The following is a 12,371-nucleotide window of genomic DNA, read 5'->3' as shown; positions in this document are numbered from 1 at the left end:
GTCTGAAATCGAGGCGCTTTTCCCTCCCCCTTGTGGGGAGGGGCCAGGGGTGGGGGTGGTGCAGAAGGCACCGCGTCGCCTCATCCTGAACGACCCCCACCTCCAACTCCTCCCCACAAGGGGGAGGAGAGCGCTTCGGCGAGGGCAAGCGTGAACATCCCATGCCGAGGATGACCGGGTCAGTCGGAATGCGCATAATTTCCGTTGGTCTCGGATGCTTCGAGCGTGCCGGAAACGCGAAAACCCCGCGCGGCCGGGCCGCACGGGGTTTTTCAAGAGACCGAATTGGCGGCGGATCAGACCGCCATGCGCTCCTCGCCGTCCATCGGCTCGCGCAGCACGTAGCCGCGGCCCCAGACGGTCTCGATGTAGTTCTTGCCCTGGCTGGCGTTGGCGAGCTTCTTGCGCAGCTTGCAGATGAAGACGTCGATGATCTTCAACTCGGGCTCGTCCATGCCGCCGTAGAGATGGTTGAGGAACATCTCCTTGGTGAGCGTCGTGCCCTTCCGGAGCGAGAGGAGTTCCAGCATCTGGTACTCCTTGCCGGTGAGGTGCACACGGGCGCCGCCGACCTCGACGGTCTTCTGATCGAGGTTCACGATCAGGTCGCCGGTGGTGATGACCGACTGGGCGTGGCCCTTCGAGCGGCGCACGATGGCGTGGATGCGGGCCACCAGTTCGTCCTTGTGGAACGGCTTGGTGAGGTAATCGTCGGCGCCGAAGCCGAGGCCCTTCACCTTGTCCTCGATGCCGGCCATGCCGGAGAGGATCAGGATCGGCGTCTTCACCTTGGCGACGCGCAGCGAGCGCAGCACCTCGTAGCCCGACATGTCGGGCAGGTTCAGATCGAGGAGGATGATGTCGTAATCGTACAGCTTACCGAGATCGACACCCTCTTCCCCGAGGTCGGTGGTGTAGGTGTTGAAGTTCTCGGACTTGAGCATCAGCTCGATGCTCTGCGCGGTCGCGCTGTCGTCCTCGATCAAAAGTACCCGCATCGTCGGTCCCCAGCCCAGCCGGCCGCATCAGCGCGCAGACACGTCATATCGTTCGCCCGCCCACCGGCCTGTGGACGGGCGCCCCGTCGCCCTTGACGTGAACGCTATGGATTAATCGTTAACAAAACCTGATTCCCGCCCGCAAGCGTCTCGTTCGCAGTTCTTCGAGCTTGACAGGAGAAAGTTGAGTTCTCCGGTGCCGCGCTGAGCCCTGATTCCAAGCCGTCCGCGTTCAGACCATCCGCCCCCTGCGGCGTAAGTACTTCCGCCGTAACGTTTCGATCCCCGCTGTGGTCCAGGGGACACAGCCGGACGACTTCGTCGAGCTCGGCGGTGACCGAGACCCGGATCGAGCCGCTACGAGCCCGTTAAGCGCAGTGTTAAGGAGGCCGGTAAACGAAGCGTTGAGAGCCAGGCCGATGACACAGGATCCGGCAAGATCCGTTTCTTCTCTCACAACGGCCCGCGCCGCCCTGGACCGGGTGGAGGTGCTGCAGACCTTCGGGCGGGTGGTGGCGATTCGCGGACTGCTCGTGGAAGTTGCGGGACCCGTCGCCGCCATGCGGCTCGGCGGACGGATCGACGTCGAGGGCGCCAACGGCCTCGGGCTGGTGCCCTGCGAGATCATCGGCTTCCAGGGCGACCGGGCGCTCGCCATGCCGTTCGGCTCCCTCGACGGCGTCCGGCGGGGCTGCCCCGCCTATGTGCGCGACGAATCGGCCGGGGCGATCCGCCCGTCTGCGGGCTGGCTCGGCCGCGTGGTCGATGCCCTCGGGCGACCGGTGGACGGCCTGGGACCGCTACCGCAGGGACCGGACGTCTACCCCCTCCGCGCCGACCCGCCGCCGGCCCATGCCCGCACCCGCGTCGGCGGACCGCTGGACCTCGGCGTCCGCTGCATCAACACCTTCCTCACCATGTGCGCCGGCCAGCGCATGGGCATCTTCGCGGGTTCGGGTGTCGGCAAGTCCGTGCTGCTGTCGATGCTCGCCCGCTATACCGCCGCCGACATCGCGGTGATCGGGCTGGTGGGCGAGCGCGGCCGTGAAGTTCAGGAATTCCTTCAGGACGATCTCGGCGCGGCCGGCCTCGCCCGCTCGGTCGTCGTGGTGGCGACCTCGGACGAGCCGGCGCTCATGCGCCGCAACGCCGCCTATATGACTCTGTCGGTGGCCGAATATTTTCGCGACCAGGGCGCCAAGGTGCTGTGCATGATCGATTCGATCACGCGCTTCGCCATGGCCCAGCGCGACATCGGCCTCGCGGCCGGCGAGCCGCCCACCGCCAAGGGCTACACGCCCACCGTCTTCTCGGAATTGCCGCGCCTGCTCGAACGGGCCGGGCCGGGGGTGGGGCAGGGGACGATCTCGGCCCTGTTCACCGTCCTGGTGGAGGGCGACGACCACAACGAGCCCGTGGCCGACGCGGTCCGGGGCATCCTCGACGGCCACATCGTCATGGAGCGGGCGATCGCCGAGCGGGGCCGCTATCCGGCGATCAATGTGCTGCGCTCGGTCTCGCGGACCATGCCGCGCGCCTGCGATCCGACGTATCTCCCCGTGGTCCGACGCGCCCGCCGGGTGCTCTCCACCTACGCCGACATGGAGGAGCTCATCCGGCTCGGCGCCTACCGCGCGGGCTCGTCCCAGGAGGTCGACGAGGCCGTGGCGCTCATGCCGGATCTTGAGGCTTTTCTGGGGCAGGGTAAGGAAGAAGCAACGTCCATCGGCGATGGTTACGCACGGCTCGGCCAGATCCTCGGCGGGGCCTAGGCCTTCCATGCCCGGGTGGTGCCACAGCGCCAGCGGATTCGGGGCCGAGTGAATATCCGAGCGGGTCTGCCCCGGCAGGGTCGTTCAGGGGCCTCTGGCGGGCACGATTCCCCGGCCGGGCCTTGAGCGTTGCGTGGAGTGAGCGTCCTGATGAAATCGCGAGACACGCTGATCCGCCTGCGCCGCTTCCAGGTTGACGAGAAGCGCCGCCGCGTGACCCAGATCGAGATGATGATGGCCGACTTCCAGCGCATGGCGGTGGAGCTCGACCGGGAGGTCGCCGTCGAGGAGGCGCGCGCCGGCATCACCGATGTGGGCCACTTCGCCTATCCGACCTACGCCCGCGCGGCGGCGACGCGCCGGGACAACATGCTCCAGTCCGCCCAGGCGCTGGAGGGGCAGCTCGCCGAGGCGAAGGCCGAGCTCGGCGAAGCCTTCGAGGAGTTGAAGAAGGTCGAGATCCTCAACGACCGCGAGCGCACCGCCGAGCGCGCCGCCGACGCGGCCCGCGACCAGGCCGCCATGGACGGCATCGGGCTGAACCGCGCCCGGGGTTGAGCGACGGTCCCGGCGCCGGCCTGACCGCGGCGGCTGCGCCGCGGCACGAAACCGTCACGATCACCTGACAAGGGGGGCGCCGTGGTCTTCGGGCCGCTTGCAGCGCGTCGCTTGCCGGCGCATCAGGGGCTCTCCCCAGGGCGTCGGTGTTCATGAAGAAGCTCAGCGAGTTCATCTGGCCCTTGATCGGCCTCGCAGCCGTGGTCGTGTCGGGCTACTTCCTCTACCAAGAGCTGAAGACCACCTCCCTCGCGGCGATCTGGGCCGCCATCCTGGCGATCCCGCCGCACCGGATCCTGCTCGCGGCCCTGTCCACGCTCGTCGCCTATGCGGCGCTGGCCTGGTACGACCGGATCGCTCTGCTGCACCTGGGCGTCCGTCACATCTCGTGGCTGTTCGTCTCCCTCTGCTCCTTCACGACCTACGCGCTCTCACACAATATCGGCGCCTCTGTCTTCTCCGGCGCCCTGGTGCGCTACCGGGCCTACACCGCCAAGGGGCTGACAGCCGCGCAGGTCGCCGTGCTGGTGGCGCTCTGCTCGTTCACGTTCTTCCTCGGCACGATCCTGCTCGGCGGGTTCACCCTGGTGGTCGACCCGAACCTGCTGTCGCGGCTCGAGGGCAAGCTGCCCGGCTTCCTCACCGACCCGAAGACCGCGCTGGTGGTCGGGATCGGCATGCTGGGCTTCGTCGCCCTCTACGTCTTGGGCTCGATCCTGCGGCTGCGCCCGCTGCACATCCGGTCGTTCAAGCTGGAATATCCGCGGCCCGGCATCATGGGCCGCCAGCTCCTGGCGGCGCCGCTGGAGCTGCTGGGCGCGGCCGGGATCATCTACTTCGCCCTTCCGGAGGCGATGAACCCGGGCTTCATCCCGGTCCTGGCGATCTTCCTCGCCTCGTTCTCGGTGGCGCTCGCCTCGCACGCACCCGGCGGCCTCGGCGTGTTCGAGATCGTCTTCATCACCGCCATGCACATCACCGACGAGGCGCAGAAGGATGCGATCATCGCGGCGGTGATCATCTTCCGGATCTTCTATTTCTGGATCCCGGCCCTCGTCTCGGTGATCGTCGTGATCGCCTTCGAGCGCTCACGCCTTGCCGCGGCGATCGGCTCGGCCGCACACGGGCCCAAGGCCGCCGCCGTCCCGGAGCCGCCGGTGATCGTGCCCGGTCTCGACGCGCACGAGATGGAGCGGGAGCTGAAGCAGAAGGCGGTGTGAGGCATACGGGCGACCGATCGTTCGACATCGGCCCAGCGCCGTTCAGGTTGCTCAAACCGCTTATCCAGCCAGCGCACGGGCGGCAGAATGAGCCCTGCGTCGGTCCGGGGCGCCGCCAGGCGGGGCCGGAAACCAGAGCCGCCATCAGCGCAAGGTTCTGAGCCACGCGCGTGTCCGGCTTCCGGGCCCCGCTTCGCGGCCCTGGAATGGCGGGGTCGGGAGCTGGATGTCTGGCCGGCCCCCCATGTCCGGGAGATCATCCATCGACGATGATCGCGCGGTGGACAGCCAGCGACGCGACCCCCTCAGATCGAATTCACCGTCCGCAGCCGCGCCCGCGGGTGGATCTCCGCCTGGCTCATCACCGGAGTCTCGCGACGGAATCGCTCGATGATTGAGCGCACGAAGGGTCGCGTCTGTGCCGAGGTGACCAGGACGGGCATCTCGCCCTGCCGCGCCGCCGTCTCGAACCGGTCGCGGACCGCGTTCACGAACTCGCTGAGCTTCGAGGGCTGCATGGCGAGGTAGCGCTCCTCGCGCTCGCCGACAATCGACTCCATGAAGGCCTGCTCCCAGGCCGGCGACAGGGTGATGATGGGCAGGGTTCCGCCCTGGTCCTGATACTGGGCGCAGATCTGCCGGCCCAGCCGGGCGCGGACATGCTCGACCACGTCGCGCGGATTTTTCACGCCGCCAGCCACTTCTGCGACCGCCTCGACGATCGCGCCGAGGTCCCGGATCGAGACCCGCTCGGAGAGCAGGAACTGCAGCACCCGCTGGATGCCGGTGGTCGAGATCTGCGACGGCACGATCTCCTTGAGCAACTCGGCATGTTCCTTAGGCAGCTCGCGCAGGAGCTTCGAGACCTCGACGTGGTTGAGGAGTTCGGAGACGTGCGCCTTGATCACTTCCGTGAGATGAGTCGAAACCACGGTGGCGGCGTCCACGACCGTGTAGCCCTTGAGCTGCGCCTGATCGCGCAGCGCCGCGTCGATCCAAGTGGCGGGCAGTCCGAAGGTCGGCTCCAGCAGGTGCTGGCCGGGCAACTGCACCTGCCCGCCCATCGGGTCCATCGCCATGAACTGGCCCGGGAAGATCCGCCCCGTGCCCGCCTCGATCTCCTTGACCCGTACCACGTAGGTGTTGGCGTCGAGCTGGACGTTGTCGAGGATGCGCACGGACGGCATCACGAAGCCGAGTTCCGCCGCGAGTTGGCGGCGCAGGGCCTTGATCTGGTCCGTCAGCCGATCCTGCCCTTCGCCGTTGACGAGGGCCAGGAGCGCGTAGCCCATCTCGAGCTTGAGGTCGTCGAGCTTCAGGAGATCGGTGACGGTTTCCTCCTTCGCCGCCGCTGCGGCGGCCACCGCCTTCGGGTCGATCGGCGCACCCGACGCGTCGAGGGGCGGCGCCAGCTTGGCGGTCTTGTTGATGCGCCACGCGGCGTAGCCGGCCCCGCCGCCCAGCAGCAGGAACGGCAGCATCGGCATGCCGGGCAGCAGGGCGATCAGCAGCATCACGGCCGCCGACATGCCGAGCGCCTTGGGGTAATGCGCGAGCTGCTTGCCCAGCGCCTTGTCGGCCGCGCCGCGCACGCCGGCCTTCGAGACCAGCAGGCCCGCGGCCGTCGAGACGATCAGCGCTGGCACTTGGCTCGCGAGGCCGTCGCCGATGGTCAGCAGCGTGTAGCTCTTGGCGGCGTCACCGAAGCTCAGGCCCTGCTGGGCGACGCCAATGATGATGCCGCCCACCACGTTGATGAAGGTGATCAGCAGGGCGGCGACCGCGTCGCCGCGGACGAACTTCGACGCGCCGTCCATCGCGCCGAAGAAGGAGGATTCCTCCTCGAGCGCCGCGCGCCGGGCCTTGGCGGCCTTCTCGTCGATCAGGCCCGCCGACAGGTCGGCGTCGATCGCCATCTGCTTGCCGGGCATAGCGTCGAGGGTGAAGCGGGCCGCGACCTCGGCGATGCGGCCCGAACCCTTGGTGATCACCACGAAGTTCACGATGATCAGGATCGCGAATACGATGATCCCGATGACGAAGTTGCCACCCATCACGAAATGGCCGAACGCCTCGATCACGTGGCCGGCCGCCGCCGTTCCCTCGTGACCGTGCCCGAGGATCAGGCGGGTCGAGGCGAGGTTCAGGGCAAGCCGCAGCATCGTGGCGATGAGCAGCAGCGTCGGGAAGACGGTGAATTCCAGGGGGTTGTCGATCGACAGGCCGGTCATCATGATCAGCACCGACATGATGATCGAGACCGCCAGCAGCAGGTCGAGCAGGATCGCCGGCAGCGGGAAGATCAGCACCGCCAGGATCGCCATGACGCCGGTGGCGAACAGCAGGTCCGAGCGCTTCGACAGAGCCTGGAGGTCGCCGCGCGTGGGCAGCGCGATCTGGCCCAAGACCGCCGCCGCTCCCATCCGTGCCGGCGCGCTCGCCGTCTCCGCCATCGAACTCACCCGCCGCCCGCTGCCAGGAGGGCTTCCCACCGGCGCACCCGGCAAGATCTGCCGGGCGGATGGTTAGCGGGACGTTAAGCTTGAGGCCTGCGCCTGATGGAACCCGGGTGGGGTCTGCCGCTTGATCGGTCAGCAGCCGCCCACCGCAGGGCGAGTTCCTGCTGATCCGTCCGCAGTCTGGCGGTGATGTCGGCACGCGCGCGGCGCAGACCCGCGGATCCTGGAGCCTCCCATGACCACACGCGCCCTGACCGCCTTGTTCGACGATTATGAAGCCGCCGCGCGTGCGGTGGACCAGCTGGAGGCGGCGGGGATTCCCCACAGCGACATCAGCATCATCTCGAACCGGACCAAGACCGCACCGTCGAGACCGCAACCGTCCGACACCGCCGCGCCTGTCACCGCAGAGGCGGTCGACGCCGCGGGCACGGGGGCCACGGTCGGCACGGTCCTGGGCGGCGGTGCGGGCCTGCTTGCCGGCCTCGGGCTGCTCGCGATCCCGGGTCTGGGCCCCGTGGTCGCCGCCGGATGGCTCGTGACCGCCCTGACGGGCGCCGGCGTCGGAGCCGCGGCCGGAGGCCTGATCGGCGGTTTGACCGGGGCAGGACTGAGCGAGGGCGAGGCCGAAACCTATGCCGAGGGCGTACGCCGGGGCGGTACTCTGGTCACCGTGCGGGCCGACGAGGCCCAGGCGGATCGTGCCTTGAACCTGCTCAACCGGGCGGGCTCGATTGACCTCGACGAGCGTGCGGAAGGCTGGCGCGCGCAAGGTTGGACCGGCGGCACGGTTGGACCGGCCGCGGACCGGACAGCATCGCGGGTGCCCCCCGAAATCTGAGACTGGGTCCCCGGGGGATGTTCGGCTCAGGCCATCATCTTCCGGGCGAACATGGCGGCGGCGAACAGCAGCCCGGCGCCTATGGCGATCAGGCTGGACATCAGCATCCGCCGCGGCTCGACCGAGGATTCCGCCTTCACGGGTTCGACGATCGGGCTGAAGAACTCCACCTGTCGGGCCGCGATGATGCGTGACCGCTCATAGGCGGTCAGCACCTGCTGGTAGTACTTCTCGGCGTTCTTCCGCTCGGTTTCCAGCGTCTCGAAGCGTGTCAGCGCGTCGGACAGCAGGCCCTTCTGCGAAGGGTCCTGGCTTGCCGCCTGCTGCTCGATATGGGCGATGTTCTCGTCGAGATCCTTGATCTGCTGCTTGATGTCGAGGATCCGGCGCGAGTCCGGCCCAAGGTCCCGCTGGCCGATCGCGAGCTGCACCGCGAGGTTGATGCGGGCGGCGCGCAGTTCCGAGATCATCTTCAGGTTGGCGAGGTTCGACTTCTCCGCGTCGAGCACACCCTGCCGGTTGCGCAAATCCCGGGTTTCGAGGCGGATCTTGGTCATCCTCTCCTCGGCGAGTTTCAACTCGCGAGTGCTCTCCGCCATGGCCTCCGTGCGGGATTTGACGCTGAGGTCGTTCACCATCCGCTCAGCCTCTTTCATCACCGCCCTGGCGATGGCGAGAGACTGTTCGGGATCGAAGGCCGCGACGGTCACCGACATGATGCCCGAGCCCGCTTCGACGTCGACTTCGACGCGCCGCTTCCAGTACCGGACGAACTTCTCGATGGGCTTCTCAGGATCGAAGCGAGAGAAATAGTCGATGCTGTCGTCGCTGAACCACTGGCGCAGCGGTAGCTGCCCCTCGATGATCTCCACCATCGGCCGGCTCAGGATGTACTCGCGGGTGATCATCGTGTCCTGCGCGGCCATCTGATTCTGGCCGCTGGAGCTGCTGGAGGAACCCGCCGCTTCCGACATTCCCTTGTCGGATGCTCCGATCGCCGGACGGATCGCGAAGCGCGCCTCGCTGACATACCGATTCGACGCGATCAGCCCGTAATAGATCGCTCCGGCCAGTACCGGCATGACGAAGCACAGGATGAAGAGGATTGGGATCCAAGGGTCGTTCTTGGCGTGGGTCTGATAGGACCGAATGCCCTTCTTCCGATCGGCGAAGCGCGACATGCGCGCGATCTGCCGAAGAGACTCGGCGATCGCCTGCTGCCGATCGATGGTCGTGACCGGCTGCCCCTCGGCTTTCCGGATCTCCATGTTCATGGCTTGATTCCGGCCTCCCCGGCCTCGACGGTCGATCCGTACACGCTCCGTCGCCGCATCGTGGCGCGGAGCTTCGGCGGCTTTCGCACGCCCAGACGGCAAAAGCATGTCGTCCTGGGCTTTCGTGAACGTGCTGACCCACAACAGAACATCGCCAACCCCCAACAACCTGCAGTGACGGCCGCTCGCCGGCCAAGACGCGACCGGTAGGTCTCGCCCCGGCAGATCGACCGTCCGGAACGTCGCCGCTGGAAAGAAAATGCCTTTTGTCACCCCCGGCGTTGACGGCATTTCAGATTTGGCATACCAAATACCACACACCGTGGCTGCGGCGGCGCCGTCGCAGAGGCGAGTTGGAACTTTAGCTCCGAACACGAGCAGGAGGGCCAATGACGATCCAAGCGAGTCTGGTCAGCGCGCTGACAGCGCGGAACGGAACCCGCCACCAGGTTGAAGCTGGTGCCGGCAGCTGACGCGATGGCATTGGCGCAGAGGTCGGACGACATCGTCGGACTGGCCGAGGCCATCGGGGACGCCGTGGTGGTGTCGGACCCAGACGGTGCGATCACTGTCTGGAACCCGGCCGCCGAGCGCATCTTTGGCTTCAGCGCCGCCGAGGCGTTGGGCCGCACGCTCGACCTGATCACGCCCGAGCGGCACCGTCGTCGCCACTGGGACGGATACGCGAAGACCATGCGTACCGGCGTCACTCGCTACGGGGCAGAGACCCTGAGGGTGCCGGCGCTCCACAAGGACGGCCGCCAGCTCTCCATCGCCTTCACGGTTGGGATGGTGCGGGACGCCTCCGACCAAGTGACCGGCATCGTCGCGGTGATCCGCGACGAGACCGAGCGCTGGGCCGAGGAGAAGCGCCTCCGCCAGCGCGTCGCCGACCTCGAAGCCGCCGCGGACCGGTCCTGACGGGCAGCTTGAGCCCGCAGGAAGATCCGCAGGATCCGATCACCAAACCGCACAGGGAGAACGCCCCATGAGCAAGCCGCTGGAAGGCATCAAAATTATCGACTTCACGCACGTTCAGGCCGGTCCTGCCTGCACGCAGCTCCTCGCGTGGTTCGGCGCCGACGTGATCAAGGTCGAGCGCCCCGGCGCCGGCGACGTGACCCGCACGCAGCTGCGCCACGTCGAGGACGCGGACGCGCTCTACTTCACGATGCTGAACTCGAATAAGCGCTCGCTCACCCTCGACACCAAGACCCAGGCCGGCAAGGAAGTCCTTGAGAAGCTCATCAAGGACTCCGACGTCATGGTCGAGAATTTCGGCCCCGGCGCCCTCGACCGTATGGGCTTCTCCTGGGCGCGTATCCAGGAACTGAACCCGGGCATGATCCTGGCCTCGGTGAAGGGCTTCTCCGACGGCCACCATTATGAGGACCTGAAGGTCTACGAGAACGTCGCCCAGTGCGCGGGCGGTGCCGCCTCGACCACGGGCTTCTGGGACGGGCCGCCCACCGTCAGCGCCGCGGCGCTCGGCGACTCCAACACCGGCATGCACCTCGCCATCGGCATCCTCACGGCGCTTCATCAGAAGAACAAGACCGGCAAGGGCCAGAAGGTCGCCGTGTCGATGCAGGACTCGGTGATCAACCTCTGCCGGGTGAAGCTGCGCGACCAGCAGCGCCTCGACGCCCTCGGCTACCTCGAGGAGTACCCGCAGTACCCGCATGGCGAGTTCTCCGACGTGGTGCCGCGCGGCGGCAACGCGGGCGGCGGCGGTCAGCCGGGCTGGGTCCTGAAGTGCAAGGGCTGGGAGACCGACCCGAACGCCTACATCTACTTCACCATCCAGGGCCATGCCTGGGCGCCGATCTGCAAGGCGCTCGGCCACGAGGAGTGGATCACCGATCCGGCCTACAACACCCCGCGGGCTCGGCAGGATAAGATCTTCGACATCTTCAAGACGATTGAGGAGTGGCTCGCCGACAAGACCAAATTCGAGGCGGTCGACATCCTGCGCACCTACGACATTCCCTGTGCGCCGGTGCTGTCGATGAAGGAGATCGCCGAGGACAAGTCCCTGCGCGAGAGCGGAACCGTCGTCGAGGTGGCGCACCCGAAGCTCGGCAAATATCTGACCGTCGGAAGCCCGATCAAGTTCTCCGACATGCAGGTCGAGGTGAAGGCTTCGCCGCTGCTAGGCGAGCACACCGACGAGGTGCTGGAAGGCCTCGGCTACACGCAGGAGCAGATCCGGGCGATGCACGAGGCCCGCGCGGTCTGATCGACCGGCACCATTTGCGGTCCTGAGACAGGGGGGTGCCTCGCGGCGCCGCCCTTTTCCATGCGCCGGCACCGAGGCCGCTCCGCGCTTGCGAGCGGAGCGAAGCAATCCAGGACAGTGCGACGTCGCCGAGTCGCTGAGCTCGTTGCTCCCGGGTTGCCTCGCAAGGGCCGACGGGGGGCGCCTTCGGAGACGGTTCGGAGAGACGGTTGGTCGGGTCCCTGATCCGGCGCACGGGCGCGCGATCGGACGGCACCCCCGCTTTGGGATGTATGACTACGCGGCGCCCGCAGCCGCCAGGAAGAACGCCACAGCCTGCGCAACGACTGGCGGCTGGTGCGCGTGGGGGCCGTCGTACTCGACATAGGTCACGTCGTAGCCGGCATCCCGCAGCTTGGGCACGTGGACGCGTGCGCTTCGATCGATCGGGATCTGCTCGTCCCGGATGCCGTGCGACAGGAAGATCCGCGGCGCGCCGACCTGCAGATGCACCGAGAGGAAGCCGGCCGACGAGACGATGAGCTGGCGCGCCACGTCACCGTTGGCGAGTCCGAGGGAGAGCGTGTAGCTGCCGCCGTCCGAGTGTCCGGCAAAGCAGAGGTGCTCCGGATCGAGCAGGAACCGGTCCGCTACGGCCGTGAGGGCCGCCGCAATGCGCTCCCGGTCGGGCCCGTGGCCGGCGATGACGATGTCCCAGGTCGGAAACAGCGATTGCGGAACGAGGAGCAGGAAGCGCTCGGCCCGCGCGTGCTCCTCCAGCATCGGCAGGATACGCTCGGCGCTGCCGCCGCCACCGTGGAACAGCACGACGAGCCGGCAGGGTCGTCGCGGATCGAGGCCTTCGGGAACCACCAGCACGGCGTCGCGCTCGGCGAAGAGGCCGAGGTCATGCCGGCCCGGGGGGAGAGGCTCGTGCGTGGGCAGACGGTGGCGGAACTGGAGGCGTCCCGCGAGGTCGGGGTCGATCATGGCGGGACGTCCGTGGCGTGGTCCGAAGCAAAGACGGCCGG

General features: G+C 67.6%; 10 protein-coding genes. 6 read left to right on the top strand and 4 right to left on the bottom strand.

Going from position 1 to position 12,371, the window contains the following annotated elements; genetic code table 11:
• Window positions 1-296: 296 nt before the first annotated feature.
• Complete coding sequence (gene ctrA, locus ACLBX9_RS30425; RefSeq protein ID WP_010683835.1) at window positions 297-998, bottom strand: response regulator transcription factor CtrA; 702 nt, start codon at window positions 996-998, stop codon at window positions 297-299.
• A 419-nt stretch (window positions 999-1,417) separates the two neighbouring features.
• Between ctrA and fliI the strand changes: the two genes are divergently transcribed.
• The 3 genes from fliI to ACLBX9_RS30410 all read left to right on the top strand — a co-directional run bounded on the left by fliI (window position 1,418) and on the right by ACLBX9_RS30410 (window position 4,548).
• The gene (fliI, locus tag ACLBX9_RS30420) at window positions 1,418-2,770 is read left to right on the top strand and encodes a flagellar protein export ATPase FliI (RefSeq protein ID WP_010683836.1); all 1,353 of its coding nucleotides are present in this window, start codon (window positions 1,418-1,420) and stop codon (window positions 2,768-2,770) included.
• Window positions 2,771-2,920: 150 nt separating this feature from the next.
• Window positions 2,921-3,328 carry a flagellar export protein FliJ gene (gene fliJ, locus ACLBX9_RS30415; RefSeq protein WP_010683837.1) on the top strand — a complete coding sequence of 136 codons (408 nt, stop codon included), beginning with the start codon at window positions 2,921-2,923 and terminating at the stop codon, window positions 3,326-3,328.
• A gap of 152 nt (window positions 3,329-3,480) precedes the next feature.
• The gene (locus ACLBX9_RS30410; protein WP_447721540.1) at window positions 3,481-4,548 is read left to right on the top strand and encodes a lysylphosphatidylglycerol synthase domain-containing protein; all 1,068 of its coding nucleotides are present in this window, start codon (window positions 3,481-3,483) and stop codon (window positions 4,546-4,548) included.
• 305 nt (window positions 4,549-4,853) lie between these two features.
• On the opposite strand, the gene flhA is transcribed toward ACLBX9_RS30410, so the two are convergent.
• Window positions 4,854-7,001: a flagellar biosynthesis protein FlhA gene (gene flhA / locus ACLBX9_RS30405; RefSeq protein WP_447721539.1), complete on the bottom strand. Its 2,148-nt coding sequence runs from the start codon at window positions 6,999-7,001 to the stop codon at window positions 4,854-4,856.
• Between the two features lie 241 nt (window positions 7,002-7,242).
• On the opposite strand from flhA, the gene ACLBX9_RS30400 reads away from it, so the two are divergent.
• Window positions 7,243-7,848, top strand: coding sequence for a general stress protein (locus ACLBX9_RS30400; RefSeq protein WP_447721538.1), 606 nt, complete (start codon window positions 7,243-7,245; stop codon window positions 7,846-7,848).
• Window positions 7,849-7,874: 26 nt separating this feature from the next.
• On the opposite strand, the gene ACLBX9_RS30395 is transcribed toward ACLBX9_RS30400, so the two are convergent.
• Entirely contained in the window at window positions 7,875-9,122 is a 1,248-nt protein-coding gene (locus ACLBX9_RS30395) for a capsule biosynthesis protein (RefSeq protein ID WP_447721587.1), read from the bottom strand.
• Between the two features lie 477 nt (window positions 9,123-9,599).
• On the opposite strand from ACLBX9_RS30395, the gene ACLBX9_RS30390 reads away from it, so the two are divergent.
• Together ACLBX9_RS30390 and frc are read left to right on the top strand one after the other, a co-directional pair.
• Complete coding sequence (locus ACLBX9_RS30390) at window positions 9,600-10,043, top strand: PAS domain-containing protein (protein ID WP_447721586.1); 444 nt, start codon at window positions 9,600-9,602, stop codon at window positions 10,041-10,043.
• 67 nt (window positions 10,044-10,110) lie between these two features.
• Window positions 10,111-11,361, top strand: coding sequence for a formyl-CoA transferase (gene frc, locus ACLBX9_RS30385; protein WP_010683843.1), 1,251 nt, complete (start codon window positions 10,111-10,113; stop codon window positions 11,359-11,361).
• A 276-nt stretch (window positions 11,362-11,637) separates the two neighbouring features.
• Here frc and ACLBX9_RS30380 read toward each other — a convergent pair whose 3' ends face one another.
• The gene (locus tag ACLBX9_RS30380) at window positions 11,638-12,330 is read right to left on the bottom strand and encodes an alpha/beta hydrolase (RefSeq protein ID WP_447721537.1); all 693 of its coding nucleotides are present in this window, start codon (window positions 12,328-12,330) and stop codon (window positions 11,638-11,640) included.
• Window positions 12,331-12,371 lie beyond the last annotated feature (41 nt).

Source organism: Methylobacterium sp. A49B (genome assembly GCF_053346215.1).
The sequence above is the reverse complement of the archived record's forward strand: the minus strand, read 5'-3'. Positions and strand labels throughout refer to the sequence as shown.

Bases quoted from the DNA above. Each gene is read 5' to 3' on its own strand.
- ACLBX9_RS30380 (WP_447721537.1), bottom strand. From the start codon at position 12,330: ATGATCGACCCCGACCTCGCGGGACGCCTCCAGTTCCGCCACCGTCTG.
- fliJ (WP_010683837.1), top strand. From the start codon at position 2,921: ATGAAATCGCGAGACACGCTGATCCGCCTGCGCCGCTTCCAGGTTGAC.
- ACLBX9_RS30400 (WP_447721538.1), top strand. From the start codon at position 7,243: ATGACCACACGCGCCCTGACCGCCTTGTTCGACGATTATGAAGCCGCC.
- flhA (WP_447721539.1), bottom strand. From the start codon at position 7,001: ATGGCGGAGACGGCGAGCGCGCCGGCACGGATGGGAGCGGCGGCGGTC.
- ACLBX9_RS30390 (WP_447721586.1), top strand. From the start codon at position 9,600: ATGGCATTGGCGCAGAGGTCGGACGACATCGTCGGACTGGCCGAGGCC.
- ACLBX9_RS30395 (WP_447721587.1), bottom strand. From the start codon at position 9,122: ATGAACATGGAGATCCGGAAAGCCGAGGGGCAGCCGGTCACGACCATC.
- frc (WP_010683843.1), top strand. From the start codon at position 10,111: ATGAGCAAGCCGCTGGAAGGCATCAAAATTATCGACTTCACGCACGTT.
- fliI (WP_010683836.1), top strand. From the start codon at position 1,418: ATGACACAGGATCCGGCAAGATCCGTTTCTTCTCTCACAACGGCCCGC.
- ACLBX9_RS30410 (WP_447721540.1), top strand. From the start codon at position 3,481: ATGAAGAAGCTCAGCGAGTTCATCTGGCCCTTGATCGGCCTCGCAGCC.
- ctrA (WP_010683835.1), bottom strand. From the start codon at position 998: ATGCGGGTACTTTTGATCGAGGACGACAGCGCGACCGCGCAGAGCATC.